The organism is Microcoleus sp. F4-D5 (genome assembly GCF_036704885.1).
Classification (GTDB): domain Bacteria; phylum Cyanobacteriota; class Cyanobacteriia; order Cyanobacteriales; family Microcoleaceae; genus Microcoleus.
The window spans coordinates 65,958-82,177 of record NZ_JAUBSX010000030.1; the positions used below are offsets into that span (position 1 = coordinate 65,958).

At 48.2% G+C, this 16,220-nt stretch carries 15 protein-coding genes, 1 tRNA gene and 1 pseudogene; 7 read left to right on the forward strand and 10 right to left on the reverse strand.

Annotation, left to right across the window (positions count from 1 at the left end):
* Nucleotides 1–371: 371 nt before the first annotated feature.
* Nucleotides 372–1,220 carry a pentapeptide repeat-containing protein gene (locus QUA80_RS16015; protein WP_333426052.1) on the reverse strand — a complete coding sequence of 283 codons (849 nt, stop codon included), beginning with the start codon at nt 1,218–1,220 and terminating at the stop codon, nt 372–374.
* Nucleotides 1,221–1,371: 151 nt separating this feature from the next.
* Here QUA80_RS16015 and QUA80_RS16020 point away from each other — a divergent pair, with 151 nt between their 5' ends.
* Nucleotides 1,372–1,959: a phycobiliprotein lyase gene (locus QUA80_RS16020; RefSeq protein ID WP_333426054.1), complete on the forward strand. Its 588-nt coding sequence runs from the start codon at nt 1,372–1,374 to the stop codon at nt 1,957–1,959.
* Nucleotides 1,960–2,081: 122 nt separating this feature from the next.
* Here QUA80_RS16020 and QUA80_RS16025 read toward each other — a convergent pair whose 3' ends face one another.
* The 6 genes from QUA80_RS16025 to QUA80_RS16050 form a co-directional block, all read right to left on the reverse strand.
* Nucleotides 2,082–2,387, reverse strand: a complete 306-nt coding sequence (locus QUA80_RS16025) for a CpeR family transcriptional regulator (protein ID WP_333343545.1) — start codon at nt 2,385–2,387, stop codon at nt 2,082–2,084.
* A gap of 48 nt (nt 2,388–2,435) precedes the next feature.
* The gene (locus tag QUA80_RS16030; RefSeq protein WP_333426056.1) at nt 2,436–3,035 is read right to left on the reverse strand and encodes a chromophore lyase CpcT/CpeT; all 600 of its coding nucleotides are present in this window, start codon (nt 3,033–3,035) and stop codon (nt 2,436–2,438) included.
* Between the two features lie 204 nt (nt 3,036–3,239).
* Complete coding sequence (locus QUA80_RS16035) at nt 3,240–3,773, reverse strand: phycobiliprotein lyase (protein ID WP_333426058.1); 534 nt, start codon at nt 3,771–3,773, stop codon at nt 3,240–3,242.
* 234 nt (nt 3,774–4,007) lie between these two features.
* Entirely contained in the window at nt 4,008–4,766 is a 759-nt protein-coding gene (locus QUA80_RS16040) for a phycobilisome rod-core linker polypeptide (protein WP_333426059.1), read from the reverse strand.
* Nucleotides 4,767–4,920: 154 nt separating this feature from the next.
* Nucleotides 4,921–5,718 (reverse strand): phycobilisome rod-core linker polypeptide, encoded by a 798-nt coding sequence (locus QUA80_RS16045; protein ID WP_333426061.1) that lies wholly within the window; start codon nt 5,716–5,718, stop codon nt 4,921–4,923.
* A gap of 192 nt (nt 5,719–5,910) precedes the next feature.
* Nucleotides 5,911–6,780: a phycobilisome linker polypeptide gene (locus tag QUA80_RS16050; RefSeq protein WP_333426063.1), complete on the reverse strand. Its 870-nt coding sequence runs from the start codon at nt 6,778–6,780 to the stop codon at nt 5,911–5,913.
* 686 nt (nt 6,781–7,466) lie between these two features.
* Here QUA80_RS16050 and QUA80_RS16055 point away from each other — a divergent pair.
* Nucleotides 7,467–9,098, forward strand: a complete 1,632-nt coding sequence (locus QUA80_RS16055) for an MBL fold metallo-hydrolase (protein ID WP_333426078.1) — start codon at nt 7,467–7,469, stop codon at nt 9,096–9,098.
* 562 nt (nt 9,099–9,660) lie between these two features.
* Here the strand turns inward: QUA80_RS16055 and QUA80_RS16060 are convergent.
* Nucleotides 9,661–9,972 (reverse strand): DUF6679 family protein, encoded by a 312-nt coding sequence (locus QUA80_RS16060; protein ID WP_006633466.1) that lies wholly within the window; start codon nt 9,970–9,972, stop codon nt 9,661–9,663.
* Between the two features lie 633 nt (nt 9,973–10,605).
* On the opposite strand from QUA80_RS16060, the gene QUA80_RS16065 reads away from it, so the two are divergent.
* The 5 genes from QUA80_RS16065 to fba all read left to right on the forward strand — a co-directional run bounded on the left by QUA80_RS16065 (nt 10,606) and on the right by fba (nt 15,312).
* Nucleotides 10,606–10,761: a hypothetical protein gene (locus QUA80_RS16065; protein ID WP_333426065.1), complete on the forward strand. Its 156-nt coding sequence runs from the start codon at nt 10,606–10,608 to the stop codon at nt 10,759–10,761.
* Nucleotides 10,762–10,773: 12 nt separating this feature from the next.
* Complete coding sequence (locus QUA80_RS16070; protein ID WP_333426067.1) at nt 10,774–12,849, forward strand: CapA family protein; 2,076 nt, start codon at nt 10,774–10,776, stop codon at nt 12,847–12,849.
* Nucleotides 12,850–12,982: 133 nt separating this feature from the next.
* Nucleotides 12,983–13,852: an aldose epimerase family protein gene (locus tag QUA80_RS16075; protein WP_445302246.1), complete on the forward strand. Its 870-nt coding sequence runs from the start codon at nt 12,983–12,985 to the stop codon at nt 13,850–13,852.
* A gap of 67 nt (nt 13,853–13,919) precedes the next feature.
* Nucleotides 13,920–13,991, forward strand: a tRNA-Lys gene (locus tag QUA80_RS16080).
* 241 nt (nt 13,992–14,232) lie between these two features.
* The gene (gene fba, locus QUA80_RS16085) at nt 14,233–15,312 is read left to right on the forward strand and encodes a class II fructose-bisphosphate aldolase (RefSeq protein WP_333426071.1); all 1,080 of its coding nucleotides are present in this window, start codon (nt 14,233–14,235) and stop codon (nt 15,310–15,312) included.
* Between the two features lie 169 nt (nt 15,313–15,481).
* Here the strand turns inward: fba and QUA80_RS16090 are convergent, their stop codons facing one another.
* Together QUA80_RS16090 and QUA80_RS16095 are read right to left on the reverse strand one after the other, a co-directional pair.
* The gene (locus QUA80_RS16090; protein WP_333426073.1) at nt 15,482–15,712 is read right to left on the reverse strand and encodes a hypothetical protein; all 231 of its coding nucleotides are present in this window, start codon (nt 15,710–15,712) and stop codon (nt 15,482–15,484) included.
* A 95-nt stretch (nt 15,713–15,807) separates the two neighbouring features.
* Nucleotides 15,808–16,220: pseudogene (locus QUA80_RS16095) on the reverse strand (hypothetical protein); the annotation flags it as partial.

Genomic DNA, 16,220 nt, shown 5'->3' on the forward strand with positions numbered 1-16,220 from the left:
CTCCGTATTTTACCGGATGTATTTTAGCCGAAATTGTTTTAGGGATAGCAACTTATCAATGCCATACTTGCCGGTCGCCGATCGCGAATTAAACATAAAGCCTCATTTTTTTTATGGCTGTTATTTATTTTTACTTTCTATGACCGACTGATGTCAACTTTTTTTCCTAGAGAATATTTGTCCTCGAAAACGATCGCTCGTTGAGGCTGGTGTCAATTACAGGTGTTATTGGTTGTCGGCGCGCTACCAAGTCTCGCCATTAATGCCAAATCTAAAAACCCGATTTTGCGATAAAACCGGGTTTGTGCGATCGCTCCTCATTTCAGTTTGAATTGCGATCGGGTACTATTCAAGGGCAACATACCAAACAATTAAACAGTCTCGCAATTCAAACTTTCGCGAGTAGTAGTTCTAGTATAAGAATTCCAACTATCCAACTCCTCCGAACTCCGGTGACAAAGCATCGCCCTCACCGCCTCGCCAAGTCCCCGAACCCCAGTAAAATCCGCACCTTCAATGCTAGTAACGTGATCCAAACTAGCACCAGTCAAATCAGCCCCTCGAAAATCAACTTCCTGCAATTCCGCACCATTTAACCGCGCATCCCGCAAGCAAGCACCTGTCAGAAAAGCCCTCCGCAAATTAGCACCGCTCAAACCCGCACCTTGCAGATTAGCACCAGTCAAATCAGCCCCGCTCAAGTAAGCGCCCAGCAAATTAGCACCGCTCAAATCCACAAACCGCAAATTAGCCGTATTCAAAAAAGCCCCGCTCAACAGAGCTCCGGGCCCCACAGCCCCGCAACTTTTGTATCTAAAACCCGAGGGCCAAACTGTCAGCGAGTCGTAGAGAGCAACTTGCAATTTCGAGCCGTTCAAATCAGCCTCGCTCAGATTAGCATTCCGCAAATCAGCCCTGCACAAACAACTGTTTTGCAAAGCAGCAGACTTCAAAATCGCCCCTTGCAAATTAGCGCCCCGCAAATCAGCCTCAACCAGATTAGCACCGCTCAAATTAGCACCGCTGAGGTTAGCGCCAATTAAACTAGCACCGCTGAGGTTTGCACCGCTGAGGTTTGCACCGCTCAAATCGCTATCGTACAATTCAATCCCGCTCAAATCAGCGTCCGGGAACTCAGCCCCTGCCAAACTTTGCCTCGACTTCAAAGTCCGTAAAATCTCCGAATCGGAATTTGTGCGATCGATCTTTAAATTAACCATTTCATTAAAAAAAATACTTCAATTCAAATTATCATACCTTGACCAGAACTACTCTGGGCATCCCTTACTAAACTTTACAATCAAAATTTATAAAATTTAGTAAAATCGAGAAAACCTAATTGGTAAAAAATCAGCAAAGGTCACAAACGCTATGAAAATTAAACCGCCAATGACAATGATGGACTTCTTTCGCAAAAGCGAAGGAACCTGGTTTTCGCAGCGTTCAGTCCATCACTTCGATGCCGCCGCAGACGAGTCAGGAGAATCAAATCTCATCATTCAAGTCATGGAAAAAGACCACCCCAAAATCCAAGAACTGTGCGACAAACAAGGAGTTGATCCAGCACTAGCCGTCGGCGGAGCTACATTCATGTGGCAGACAACCCTCGACGCCAAAGACAAAGAACCAAACCCAAATTACGCAGCAATTCTAGTAGATATTCCCGAGCCAAACAATCCGCAATCTGGAAAATTTCTCCGCAACCAAGGCTATGTAGAAGGAATACCAGTTATCGGCAGATACAATTTTGCTGCCGATGGAGTATTGACAATCGACACTGAATATGAAAAAAATCAAGGTCAGGAACGCTGCTGGTTTATCACCGACGATTTCCGCGTGCGCGTCAGCACAGTGAGGATGATGAACGGAATAAACTTAATGACTTACAGTTCCGAACGCCGCTGCGTCGCCCCCGAAGTTTTGCAGCAAATAATTCAAAAACAAGTCATCAGTCATTAGAAAGAAGGAATACAAAATCCGCGTTAAATACCCCCTGTATTTCTTAGTCCGCCTCTGCTCGGACGAGAGCTTGTGCAGTAGCGATTTCAAGCTCCGAATCATCAAGGGGGTAACTCTTTTCCCTAACAGCGTTCATCAAACCTAGTATAAAAACTACCGTATTTAATCCAGTATTGTTTGAGCTCGTATTCAGGAGCGTGCAAACTCGCCTTAGCCTGATACAAAATAACTTTTCGGTGATTGCCAATCCAAACCTTATTAATCGGATGAACGCAAATAAAAGTCCCCCCCAAACTCTCAATGCACTCCCCAAAACTTTCAATAGTAGGATATTCTAACGTTTCAAATATCAAAAAATTTCCCGAACAAATCAAGTGCCGGCTCCGAATCCAGCACTCCATTTTTTTTTTAGCTAATGGCGGCAACATAATATATTAAACATTCAGTTTTTTTCACTGTTTTTTTCACTGTTTTTCTCACATAACTAATGTGGCCACAGGCAATTCGTTAGCAAAACTTTCGACTTTTTCAAACAGCAAAGGCCCCTCAGTCGAACCCCAAACCTGCTCGCGAGTATTAACATCCATTCCTCTGTCTAAACTTACCCAAGTATGCTCTGTCAATTCCACATCGCTGACTAAATAAGTCTCGCACCCCTTGCGATTAATCAAACACTTTTCTCCCGGCTCCACACTTCCTCGAAACATTTCGCCATCTCTCTTAAATATCATAGAACAGTTATAGCGCCGTTCAATACAATCCGGCTTAATAGTCCTGAGAATATCTAATTCGCGCCCTGCACCCGCATATAGCATACCATCTTTTAGGCCGTAATTCTCTATATAAATTTGACCTTCTTGTTCGACGAGTCGGTGAATTCCTTGACGGTACGGATTCCACAAATCGTAGTCATAAACCTGTTCCGAATAAAAACCGATTCCGCCAAAAAACTCAAAGGGTAAAGGTCGAAAAAAAACCCGAATGTGAGCGTAACTTTGCGGATTGGCACTTGCCTGCTTTTGGTTGCTAAAATGCCCGGCCATCCAGCTAGCTAGGGCGATAAGTTCACTTGTCATTGGGTAATTGGTAATTGATAATTGGGAAGTTGAAGGAAGAAGTAAGTCCCCCAACGAAGGAGCGTACAAGATTTAACCGATGGATGTTAACAAAAGAAGTCAAGCGTGAAGAAAAAAAGTCATTAGTACATTCCTGCATTTGTGACAGATGACAGATGACTGATAATAAGTAATTACCCATGAGCCGTGACTAATGACTGATGACTAATTAGAGGATAAACAGCGGATTTCTGATGAAAAAGAAGCCGTGGTCACACCTGCACCGTCGCCTGTTTTGATCAGCGAAACGCGGAAGCGCAGATTGGGAGTGCCGAACCAAATTCGCTCTTCAGCAGCGGCCCGATCGTACTCTGTGATTAAAATAAAAGTTCCATCTTCTGTCAACTGGTAGCGACCCACAGCAGGCACTGTCTCAGCATACCCGCGATCGCGCAGCAATTTGCCTTCTGACGGATTTTCTGCATTTGGCACCGGTACGAGCACGCAACTTCCTTGCAGCACTTCTTTCTCGTCCCAATCCGACTCCCCCTCCCAACTCATCCGAAAAGGATGAGCCGCCGTCACCGGATCGATATTGTAAGATTGACAAAGCTCAACTACTTCTGGATCGTCCGCCTTCAGAGCTACAATTTCAATTCTAGAACGAACTTCCTCAAAGTGACTGAATGCTAAATGGTGAGCGCTTCGTTGCGATCGCCATTTGCCAATTGAACGCTCGATAAATTCATTCAAGTTCATTTTATATTGAAGGCAAAAGGAATAAGGAAGAGGGAAAGGAATTGGGCAAATAATTAAAAATTACCAATCAAAAACGCCATTTTTAAGTTGGAGTCTTTAACGCAGATACACGGATTCAATACTGATTTAACAGTATTTTCATCCGCGTATCATTGCATATCTTTGCCGTACTGTCAACTGTTATTTGTACTTAGTCAATGACCAATTACCAATAACTGACGATCGATGACCAATCTAAGCAACCTCAGTAATGCTGAGGATTTTTCCCCCGCTTTTATTGATATACTGAATGTTCTGAGATAGCTGGCTGTAACCCACTTCGTAAGTTACATTGCTCACCTTCCTCCGCGCACCCGTGCCTTTGACAGCCGAGATCCGAAAACGCTTGCCAGTATTGCTGTAAGCACCGGAACCGCTAGCAGGAGATTTGATTTTAGTGGCGAGATTAGCACCTACATCGGCAATCAATTTTGCCTGAGATCCCGCATCGCTACTAGCATCGCCGCGGTACAAAGCAAACATCCGATTGAAAGCAACATTTTTGCTGCCAACTTGGCTGCGAGTGCTGCGGGGATACGGAACAGTATTCTCGCCAAAATTTGCATTGTACTCGTTGCTATCGAGATAAGAGTCAATTTCAGCGTCGTATCCTTGCTCGTTATAAGTGATAACGTGTTGCGAAATCTCCGATTGATCCGCCGGTGGGCGACCCAACAAATGCTTAAAATTGAGTTCGATAAACCGATACGCAGAGTTCGACTCAAAAAAGAGCGATCGATACAGCTCAGATTTGGCTACCAAATTTACAAAACCCTTAACGCTAATATCGCCATTGCGCAATAGCGATTCGGCGCTCGTGAGTCGATCGCACTCCATCAAGTGTGCATTGCCCAAGACCTGTTTGTAAACAGCCCGAATCACTGTTTGCAAATCATCTTCTGTAGCATTCGGTCGCATTTCCACTGGTGTCGATTCCACAGCCCATAAAGACATTTGATTTTCTCCTAGTTTTCCATCAATTTTGTAGTTACTAACTGGTAACGATTCAGGTAATTGGTAATTGGCAATTTAAATTTTAGAATTCAGAATTCATTCTTCTTCATCCTCTTTTTTTACGCATTTCCCCTTACCAATTACTCAGAATCGATTACCCAATTTCGGTGATGCTGATGATGCGGCCGCTCGTCCGATTAATCCGCTGAATTTGCGGCGTCATTCTGTTTCCGGGAACAATATACTCAACTGTGCTGCGGCGGCGAGGTCCGTTGTACTTCGCACCTTGCACCACAATCTTGAACATCTTTTCAGTAGCGTCGGCATAACCACCAGCACGGCCTCCAGACATCGGCGGCACAATCTTGCTGCTGCTGTTAGTTGCTACAGCATAAGTTAGCTGAGATTGCTTCTCTTTGTCCGTTTCCGCAGGACCGCGGAACAGAGCAAATATCCGGTTGTAGCCGACTTGTTTTTGACCGACTTGGCTGACAGCAGCGCGGTAGAAAGGTACGGTATTTTCGCCGAAGTTTTCTTGATATTCTTTGCTGTCAAGATAAGAGTCAATTTCCGCTTCGTAACCTTGTTCGTTGTAGATGCGAACGTGTTCGGAAATCTCCGCTTGATCTTGAGGCGCTCGACCTAACAAATGTTTGAAATTGAGTTCGACAAATCTGTAAGGAGAAGCTGTTTCAAAAAAACGGGCGCGGTACATCTCTGATTTGGCGATCGCCCGCACGAAGTCGCGCACGGAAATGCTACGATCGCACAACTGAGATTCTGCACTCGTCAAACGCTCGCTCTCCATTACGTGAGCGTTGCCCAAAACCTGCCGGTAGGCTGCGCGGATCGCGATTTGGATCTCTTCCAAACCGCTAGTCTGCCACAGTTCAACTGGCGATCCCGAAAAAGCATCGATTCCGAATTTTACTGCTGGTGCTGTACTGACCATTTTTACTGTCTCCCCATCCTTATTCCGTGGATAAAAAACCTTTGAAAATCAGCTTTTCTACTGAGTTGAATCCCCCTAGTAGATTTCATCTGCCATAAGTGTCAAGTAGGGTGCGCGGCCCGGCGCGCACCTTACCCAGTCAAGTAGCGTGCGCGGCCCGGCGCGCACCTTACCCAGACATTTTGCTGTTGCCTAGCTCACGGGTGTGATGCTAGCAATCACGCCGCCCATTTGGTGAATCCGCTGGTACTCTTGGGATAATTTGTCAAAAGGCACCAGATAGACTTGGTTGCTGCGGCGGAATTTAGAGACGCGGTTGACCACATTCGATCGATAAGCCGTAACTTCGATCCGGTAGACCTTGCCTTCCTCGCCAGCACCTGCTCCGTGACGAGTCCGAGCTCCACTGGGGGAGTCTTGGAACGACCAGCCGTTCGAGCCGCCCGAAGGAGCGATCACGGCCAGGGGCGTTTCGCGAATTACGTGCTTGTACAGTTTGGGATTCTTGCCGGCCAAACTGCCTTTCAAGTCGCTGCTGGAAGCACCCCGCAGCAGTTGGAACATATAGGTAAACCCAACCATGTTCTTACCTGTTTGGGTTTTGTAGCCCCGGTAATACGGCACTGTGTCTTCCCCGTAAGCGTTTTGGTACTCGTCGCTGTCGATATAGGAATCGATATCAGCCTCGAAGCCGCTTGTATCGAGGATGCCACTGTGATACTTTGTTTCGTCGTAGCCGTCAGGAGCTCTGCCTAACAGGTGCTTGAAAGTCAGCTCGGTATAGCGGTAGCGCGGGCAAGTGTCAAAAAACCGGGAGCGGTAAAGCTCCGATTTTGCCACTTGGCGCACGAACTCGCGGACGCTAATTTCACCGCGTTTTAGCTGCGATTCGGGAACAGCAAGCCGTTCGCTTTCCATCACATAAGCATTGCCCAAAACTTGTCGGTACACTGCTTGAATCACGGTTGCGGCTTCCTCATCCGAGCGTCCGGGCCACAACTGAACGGGGTCTGTGTCTTCAAATAGGGCGACGCCCAATTGAGATGCAGGTCCAAAAGCCATTTAAACTCTCTCCTGGATAGCCACAAGGTTTGCTGAGAATAATGTATCAAACTTTTACAAAGAGACCGATTGAACTCATCAAGTCGCTATCTGCCCTGACAGCAGCAGCGACGCTCCATGATTCCGGTTCTTCAGGTTTTGATTATTGGACTATACACCGCCCTCAAAACCCGAGAGATGAAGATTTGTAAAGTTTTGTCAACATCTTTGGGCTGCTGAATTAAAATCTTCTCATAAAAAAGACTAGCTTTTAGCAGGCGCAAATTGTGAAAAAAGGTTTAAAACTCAGAATATGAGATCGAGTTCACTGCTCTTACACGGTGCAATAAAATGTAACTTTTGATGCCAGAACCAGTAGCATTAACTGTGTCCAAAGCCTTTTGCCCCAGGGCTAATGCCTTCGGAAAATCGCTTTCCCGGTCGTGCATCAAATTTTAAGTGCAATTACTTTCCTGGCACGGAAGCCGGAGCCTGCGAGCAAACATTTAACTCCAGGGCTGAGGCACCATAACTTTGATAAACCGGATTTTTTTTACCGGGAGCGAGGGCGGTAACAAAGTCTTTTCGTCCATCAAACCCGGTTTCTGCGTCCGGGACTGAACTAGATCGAATGAATGCAGTCGCTATCGATGTTGAAATCTGGCGATACTGCAAGTTTCGCGCAAAGGAGGGAGCTAACCGCAGTGATGGATCTCGATTGTTTAGCTTACGGCGCAGGCCACGCACAGGAAGGGGTCTGTCTGCTAGTGCGAATGGGGCCGCACCGCATTTTACTCGACTGCGGTGTAGAGGATGTCTCACCCCTGTCAGCGACACTAAATCGATCGCTGCCAGCCGATTTCGTGGTGTGCAGCCACGCCCACTCCGACCACGCCAGAGGTTTGCTAGCACTCCATCAATCTTTCCCCCACTTGCCAATTTACGCCAGCGAAGTGACAGCGCGACTGCTACCGCTCAACTGGCCGTCTCTGGCTCAGCAGCCGGAGTCGCATTTCTGTCAGGCACTGCCCTGGCAATCCCCGGTGGAACTGCGCCGGGGACTGAGCGTGCAGTTGTTCCCGTCGGGCCATTTGCCTGGAGGGGCGGCCGTGCTTCTGACTTATGCGGCCTCCCACCGCACCTACACCCTGGTTTACACCGGGGACTTTTTTCTGTCCAATTCTCGTTTGGTGGAAGGTTTGCCCCTGGGAGAACTCAGGGGCATGAAGCCGGACGTGCTAATTGTCGAAGGCAGTTACGGCACGGCGCGCCACCCTCACCGCCGACAACTGGAAAATCAGTTAGCCGATCGCATCCACCACGCCATCGCCGACGGGTATTCGGTACTGCTGCCCTCGCCGGCGATCGGTTTGGGTCAAGAACTGCTGATGCTGCTTCGCAGTCACCACTACTTCACCGGCCGCGACTTGGATATTTGGGTGGACGGCACTGTCGCCGACGGGTGCGACGCTTATCTGGAACTGCTGCCCCAATTTCCCACCGCCGTCCAAAATTTTGCTCTGCACCAACCTTTGTTTTGGGACGAAAGGGTGAAACCCCGCGTCCGCAGGCTGTCTGCCGAACAGCGCCCCGGATTGGGTTCCACGCCATGTATTGTGATTGCGGATCAAATTGCTGATTTGGCTTTGTACGTTGCCGATCGCACCAATCCTTGGATTTTGCTCGCACCTCAAAAACCCGGATATCCCGTCAGGGACTGGCTGGGCAACTCGCCCCAATCAGGAGTCAGAAGCGTCGAAACTTATCTGCTAGCCGAACACTGCGACGGCCCGGGGACTACCCAGCTCATCCACAATTTGCGTCCCCAGCACGTAATTTTGATCCACGGTTCCCCTGCGTATTTGGCTGACTTGGCTAACTTGGACGAGCTGCGAAACCGCTACCAGTTGCACACTCCGGCTGCCGGAACACTTGTCGAACTGCCGATCGGGGAAATGTTTTTGCAGCCCGCTATCCCGGAAACTAACTATGAGGGAGAACTCAGCGAATTGGGGACAGAGGTAGCCATTAGCTTGCCGAGTCCGATTACAGCCGATCCTCGGTGGGCCAATTTTGCCGATACCGGTTTGGTAGAAGCGCGCTGGCAAGGTGAAGAACTGGTACTGCGCGGCATCTCCCAGCGAGAACTGCTTTTTCAAGGCAGCGCCGTTCAGGCCAACCTCGAATGCTGTGGCAATTGCCAGCACTACCGCGGCCAGCGCTGTTGGAACCAGTCCAGTGCTTTGTTTGGGTTTAAAGTTACTCCCGACGGTTTCTGTCCGGTGTTTGAAGCGATACCGGAGTCCGAACTTTTCCTAGATGCAGAAACAGACGGCTAATAAGTAATTGGACAGAATTAATTACACGCTGATTCTTTGCTAATTTTTTACTAGACAAGGCTTGTAGCCCATAGTTTTGTGTAATTAATTGTGTCCTGCTACTTAACCTGCCGGGACACCTCCAAACCAGCTAGCAGGCAAAGAAAACAAAAGAACAGTCCTCGACGCACCCAGGCAAAACACCCGGTTTAAGCAGCGGTAAGCTGTCGCGCGTTGAATTTGTCAGCTACTGTGTACTTCAGCTTTTGTGGGGTGGGTAGAAAAGCCCGCCGTCAAGCTTAAATTTATAGCAACCGCGCCCGACGTTTAGGACGTTCTTAATCGCTGAAACCCTTGCTGTTACTGCTGCTTCTTCCTTCTTCGTTCTGTTTGCCCGCTCAGCTTCCCCTTAAGGAGCTTCTTCCTTCTTCCTTCTGCTATGAATGCAAAATAGCTGATTTAGTGACAACCAGAATATTTTTGGGCTAAACCGGATTTTTTGGATAATTCCTCCAAAAAAAAGGGAGAAAAGTTGTTTTCTTTTCCCCCAAGTTTTCCCTGTCCCTCCAGCGCGAGAGCGAAACTATTCCAAATTCGAGTCCGGGTAGTGATTGCGAATTTGTTCGGCTTCGGGACAATCGTCAGAAACAAGGGGTTCGCAGTTAGTTCTCGACACCGAAGCCAACTTCTGGGACACAGCTCCAATACTTTCGAGACGCACCATTTCTTCCCAAGAGCTGATTTCGTCTTCTTCGTCGGTTTCGTAGCGCAGCGTGACTAGATCCCCTTCAATATCTAGGATACGAGCGCGCTCTATCCAACGTTGCTGATCTCGAAGAAAAATAGAAACCTCACGACCATCACAACAGAGTTGATAGATTTTGCGCTGTAGCATTTGTCAGTTCTCCTGCGCAGTGTATTGGCTCAAAAAGATTGCCTGTTTACAGTACAGTAACGTACTTTGGGTTTTACATCGGAAGGCACAGTCCGATCGGCTGACCAGTTTCACGTTTTCCGCAAATTTGGTAACGATGGGAGTTACCAAATTTGATTTTACCACCAAATCTATCTAGTACGCCATTTATCCAATTACAGGTTGTGCAGCCATTGGCATCCCTCGCGGGAGGCATTTGCCACTATCGATCGAATAATCAGGACTTGACGGAGCGATCGCTCAAACAGCGATAATAAAAACAGACTCTGCCTCAGAAAGCTCGCTCTCTGAGGCCTCAAGTCGCCCAGAAACCTGTAGGTTCGACCTTAGTTTCGATCGCCCAGTACACTGTATTGACTCAATATTAAATCTCAAATCGAGCCCTTCAACTCGCCCAACATTAATTTTTTTGCCAAATGATTTGACTCCAACCCAACTGCAATCATAAACTTGACCTTATCCAAAGATGGATACAGAGCTGGAAAACTCAAGTCGCGCAGAACTCTCTAGTTTGGACGTTAGTTTTAGCCCCCAGTAAAGCCTTTGGACAATCTCAAATCTCAAATCTCAAATCTCAAATCGACAGACCGAAGTGTGATAAAAATCACTGACAGCAGACAGCCCCTAAATGTAGAAAATGGTGGCGGCCAACAACTAGCTTCAAAACGGGCAGCGGAACCTGTGGCGGTTAAGCTAAAAGAATTGCGGTTCCGTTCAAAACAAATTGGAGTCAGCGCTCGAGCGTGTTAAGGAGGCTAATTGATGGTGTACGCAGAAAAGTGGTCGCAGCCGTCTATCTTGGAGCTAGCGCGATCGGGCAACTTTCAAGCCCTGAATTACTGGATTGACAGCTTGCTCCGACCCGAAGGGATTTATGCCCGCGTCGAACAGGCTCAAGCCGGCTGCGTCCAAATCCTAGTAGAATTCCAGCGCGAATTTGCGTCAGACACTACATTACTGGGGAGCACTCTCCGAGAAGGCTTAGTCAAATTTATTTGCCACCAAATTTGGAGACTCAACTCGCCAGCAGTAGAAGGGGTGCGAATTCACGCGCGCTTGGCTGGGGAACCAGAAATTCTCTGGAAACAGTCAGTGCGAATTGTCACTCCCGCAAACCGCCGGCAGCGGCGTTACCGTTCCCTACTGGTCGTCGATTGGGTTAAATTTAAAACGTATCGTTCTCTGCTGCTAGTAGGATCGGCACTTGCATCATTTGTTTTAGGGTGTTGGGTCAGCTACCACGAGGCTCTGGCCATGCGGTCAGTATCCCCAGTATCCCCGTACCAGCAAGCAGCAGTAATGGGGCCGCCTCCAAAACGTCCGGATTCGGTGCAAGCGGCCTTAGAAGTAGTACCTGTAATTCAACAAAAGCAGGTTGCCAATCCCTACGACCCAACCGTAACGCTGATGTTCGGAGGAAACGTGAATCTATTGGATGCGATCGGAGCATCTGCAGGCAACGATTACCATTGGGCTTTCGCCAATATGGACGAGTATCGGCAAGCAGATGTGGCGATGGTTAACCTAGAAAACCCCCTGACTCGCTCTACCTTGGGCTCTGGCAAAAAACAATTAAATTTTAAAGCCAATCCAGAATTGGTGAAAGTATTAACAGCAGGAGGAGTGGATATTGTCAATCTGGCAAATAACCACGCTATGGATTACGAGGAACCGGGGCTGGTGGAGACTATAAATACTTTAAATAATGCTGGGATTCAGCATCTGGGAGCCGGCAGAAATATTAAAGAAGCGAGGCGTCCAGATATTATTGAGGTTAAGGGTCATCGGATTGCGTACCTCGGTTATTACGATACCGACCTTCACGCCGCCGACCAAGGAAAAGCCGGCACTAACCCCCGCCGCAACAATCGGGTGGCAGAGGATATTCGAGCTCTCAGGGGTCAGGTAGACTGGATTATTGTTAATTACCACTGGGGAGTCGAATTGGCAGATTATCCGGGGGACTGGCAGATAGATTTGGCTCGGTTCACGATCGACCAAGGAGCAGATTTGGTAGTGGGACACCACCCCCACGTCTTGCAAGGTGCAGAAATTTACAAGGGCCGCCCGATTGTTTACTCGCTGGGTAATTTTATATTCGGCGGGAATGCTCGCAGCGATTACGATACCGCAGTCCTGAAAGTATCGCTCAAAGACAGGAATATGAAGGTAGAATTTTTGCCCGTGGAAGTGACAAAGTTTCAGCCGCAGGTGGTGAAGGGAGCCGCGGCCGATCGCATCCTCAAACACGTCGAGCAAATTTCTAGTATTTTCGATCGGCCGATGCGATCTTCTGTAGTTCTCGATGCCCAAATCAACCCAGGAACAGCACCAAAGACTCCAAATTCTCCATTGCCAGGAGCAGCAAAGAGCGATACCTACGGGCCCGGGCCCGGTTCTCCAGTCCCCGCCGGAGAAAGCAATATACCAGGCACCGGACAACCCAAACCTACTCCGATTTTGCCGGCTTTGCCTGCTGTCCCCAAACAGCCGGACAACTCCTCATTGTTCCAGAACGGGGCGGGGCCTGCAATTGAGTCAAGCCCGCCCCCGAGTCAAGATTTGCCGCCCCGCATCTACCGCACTCCACCTCAAAATCCCAGCCGGGAAGCAGAGCCGTTTACCAAAGAGCCATTCATCAAAGAACCGTTTATTTCGCCCCCATCTCCCAGTCAAGGAGTGGTGCCTGGCCCCCAAAGCTATGTTCCCCCAACTCGGCATCTATCTTTCAAAGTCGCTGTCAAAGAGCAGCCGACCTCGAAGAGCGTTCCAGGCACAAGCAGCGATCGCTCCAAGCAGCGGATCGCCCTGCCTCCTATAGCTGCGAGCATTGGTTAGCCGGTGGGGTCGAAGCAAGGATGCAGGGGGAGGAAAGGGTCGGTAATGGGTGAACAGCAACATACCAGCGACCAATTATTAACGACCGATTTACTGACAACCAATGATCGATGACCTACTACCGATGACAAATGTGTTTGCGATCGCGCTCAAGCAAAAGCAGTACAAAACCTATATCCTCTCCGACGAAACCGCTAACTCCTGTCTAGAAGTTGTGCCGGAACGGGGCGGTATTGCCACTAGCTGGTTGGTTGAAGGCAAAGAAATCTTCTACTTGGACGCGGAACGGTTCGCCAATCCCGATCTAACTGTACGTGGCGGGATTCCCATCCTGTTTCCCATCTGCAGCAATCTCCCCGACAATACTTACACCCACAAGGGAGTGCAGCGAAAGCTCAAACAGCACGGCTTTGCTCGCGACTTGCCTTGGAGGATAGGCGAACAAGTTACCGAGGGCGGTGCGGCTCTGACCCTGATTCTCGACAGCAGCGACAAAACGCTGGCTGTTTATCCCTTTGATTTCCAACTAGCCTTCACTTATCAGATTAAAGGCAATTCTTTGGAAATTTTTCAGCAATACACAAATCGGTCTGCCGAACCCATGCCGTTTTCTAGCGGCTTGCACCCCTACTTTTTGGCGACGGACAAATCTCAGCTCCGCTTTGAGATTCCCGGGATGCAGTACAGAGATCGGAACACCCACTCCAAGGGTTATTTCACCGGGGTTTTTGACCACACGCAGGATGAAATTGATATTTCCTTTGATGAACTCACTGGTCTGGCGGCTACTGTCACTGACGCGGCTCGGGGCTTGCGGCTCACCCTCAGTTACAACTCCAGCTACGGGAAGTTGGTTTTGTGGATGGTTAAGGACAAGGATTTTTACTGTTTGGAACCTTGGACGGCTCCTAGAAATGCGCTCAACACTGGCGAACACTTGATTTATTTGCAGCCGGGAGCGACTTGCGAGATGCTGGTTCGCATGACTGCAACTTTTTTTTGAAAAAGACTTGCTATTTCAATAGATGGGTGCTACTATTAGAAATTGTGTGCGGAAACAATGTTTGAGCGGGTCGCTAGCTCAGCGGTAGAGCATTCGGCTTTTAACCGATTGGTCTCGGGTTCAAATCCCGGGCGACCCATTTTTCAAGGCAGAAGCTAAAAAGTAGAAGGCAGAATTAATTCTAGCTTTCAAAAAAAATTCAGGACAATCCCTGGGGGTTGGCCTGAGTTTTTTGTTGGGCAATGTGGATTTTTTGAGGCTAAATTGAAATCTGGAAACATAATGCGCGATCGGCTACAAATTGTCTTAAGATTGTCGTAAGAATTGAACTTGTCCAAAATCCACTGTTTAGAAACCACAAATAACTAGGAGGAATATCTATGGCGCTTGTACCTATGCGACTGCTGCTCGACCACGCGGCTGAAAACGGTTACGGCCTACCGGCTTACAACGTCAACAACATGGAGCAAATCCAAGCGATCATGCGCGCTGCTGACGAAACCAACAGCCCCGTGATCTTGCAAGCTTCTCGCGGCGCTCGCTCCTACGCTGGGGAAAATTTCCTGCGCCACCTGATTTTGGCAGCAGTTGAAACCTATCCTCACATCCCCATTTCCATGCACCAAGACCACGGCAATGCCCCCGGCACTTGCTATTCTGCCATGCGCCAAGGTTTCACCAGCGTGATGATGGACGGTTCTCTGGAAGCGGATGCTAAGACTCCCGCTAGCTACGAGTACAACGTTGAAGTTACTCGCGAAGTGGTGAAAGTGGCTCATTCGATCGGCGTTAGCGTTGAAGGCGAACTGGGTTGCTTGGGTTCTCTGGAAACAGGGATGGGCGAAGCAGAAGACGGCCACGGCTTTGAAGGCGCGCTTTCTCACGATCAGTTGCTGACAGATCCCGAACAAGCTGTTGATTTCGTCGAGCAAACCGGCGTTGATGCTCTAGCAGTCGCGATCGGCACTTCTCACGGCGCTTACAAGTTCACTCGCAAGCCGACTGGCGAAATTTTGGCAATCAGCCGCATTGAAGAAATTCACCGCCGCTTGCCGAATACTCACTTGGTAATGCACGGTTCTTCTTCTGTGCCCCAAGACTTGCTGGAAATCATCAACAACAACGGCGGCAAAATCCGCGAAACCTACGGCGTACCTGTGGAAGAAATCCAAAAGGGTATTAAGTGCGGCGTTCGCAAGATCAACATCGATACTGACAACCGTTTGGCGATTACCGCTGCGGTGCGCGAAGCTTTGTTTGCTAAGCCCGACGAGTTTGACCCCCGCCACTTCTTGAAGCCGTCGATCAAGTATATGCAGAAGGTTTGTAGCGATCGCTACAACTCTTTCGGCTGCGCCGGTAACGGTACAAAGATTAAGCAAGTGTCTTTGGACGATTTTGCAGCTAAGTATGCTAAGGGCGAATTGAGCTCTTCTGCTAAGAAGACTGTGGCTGTTTAAGAATTTTAGCTTTGAGATTTTAGATTAGTCTGAAGTCTCAAGTTTGGATTGCCGGGTAGCTTTGAAGTTGCCCGGTTTTTGTTTTTGGACACAAACCCATAGAAGTGATATCAATTCCGGTTGCACTCCTTATGATGGGGAGTAGGGAGTGGGGAGCATTCGTAACAAGTTAGAAAGGAGTAGATTTTGTCAATACCCCTTTGTGCATAAATATAATTGAATAATAATGATAATCGCTAGCGATTATCATTATTAATAAGTTGTCGCCTCGATTGGTGTGGCACACCCGATCGATCATAATGGCGGACGATTGATAACAGTCGCGGGCGATCGATAACAGTTGCGGGCGATCGATAATAGTTGCACCACAGCCGTGCACGGCAGCTAGGCGTGCTCGCACAATCGATGGCAAGCGTTGGTACGATCTAAGGATATCATTGAGCAATATAGCAATCCTAAATCAGTTGCAAACTAATCGGGCTTCAATAATCATGATTAAGTTGATATTAATTCAGGCTTTTCAACAAAAAAGTCATACATATATAACTTGGGGAAATCAAAAACTTGACAATGAGTTACCAGCATAAATAAATTTTTAATAAGTGGGAAAGACTTACATAAATACCAGTGTTCTCTCAAAAATCTTTTGCCTTGAAGCCAAATATCTTCTACAGGGTTTTGCTCGGGTGCATTAGGTGCAAATAATTCACATTTTATCAACCATTCAGATTTTGCTAAATCTTGATTTACCTCATTCAGATAATCTCGCATTTCTCCGTATTTATGATAACTCGCTCCATCCCAAAATATTAAAATTCTAGCTCCTTTATTTAGGGCTTGCTGAATAAGTGCTGAAAGGTTCACCATCTGAGGGTTTCGATCGCGATCGCACGGGTGGTAAGTGCAAC

What these genes read in the sequence shown, in the direction of transcription:
- QUA80_RS16015 (WP_333426052.1), bottom strand. Translation starts at nt 1,220, where the DNA reads ATGGTTAATTTAAAGATCGATCGCACAAATTCCGATTCGGAGATTTTA.
- QUA80_RS16060 (WP_006633466.1), bottom strand. Translation starts at nt 9,972, where the DNA reads ATGCTACAGCGCAAAATCTATCAACTCTGTTGTGATGGTCGTGAGGTT.
- QUA80_RS16050 (WP_333426063.1), bottom strand. Translation starts at nt 6,780, where the DNA reads ATGGCTTTTGGACCTGCATCTCAATTGGGCGTCGCCCTATTTGAAGAC.
- QUA80_RS16020 (WP_333426054.1), top strand. Translation starts at nt 1,372, where the DNA reads ATGAAAATTAAACCGCCAATGACAATGATGGACTTCTTTCGCAAAAGC.
- QUA80_RS16030 (WP_333426056.1), bottom strand. Translation starts at nt 3,035, where the DNA reads ATGACAAGTGAACTTATCGCCCTAGCTAGCTGGATGGCCGGGCATTTT.
- QUA80_RS16040 (WP_333426059.1), bottom strand. Translation starts at nt 4,766, where the DNA reads ATGTCTTTATGGGCTGTGGAATCGACACCAGTGGAAATGCGACCGAAT.
- QUA80_RS16070 (WP_333426067.1), top strand. Translation starts at nt 10,774, where the DNA reads ATGGTGTACGCAGAAAAGTGGTCGCAGCCGTCTATCTTGGAGCTAGCG.
- fba (WP_333426071.1), top strand. Translation starts at nt 14,233, where the DNA reads ATGGCGCTTGTACCTATGCGACTGCTGCTCGACCACGCGGCTGAAAAC.
- QUA80_RS16025 (WP_333343545.1), bottom strand. Translation starts at nt 2,387, where the DNA reads ATGTTGCCGCCATTAGCTAAAAAAAAAATGGAGTGCTGGATTCGGAGC.
- QUA80_RS16055 (WP_333426078.1), top strand. Translation starts at nt 7,467, where the DNA reads ATGGATCTCGATTGTTTAGCTTACGGCGCAGGCCACGCACAGGAAGGG.
- QUA80_RS16045 (WP_333426061.1), bottom strand. Translation starts at nt 5,718, where the DNA reads ATGGTCAGTACAGCACCAGCAGTAAAATTCGGAATCGATGCTTTTTCG.
- QUA80_RS16035 (WP_333426058.1), bottom strand. Translation starts at nt 3,773, where the DNA reads ATGAACTTGAATGAATTTATCGAGCGTTCAATTGGCAAATGGCGATCG.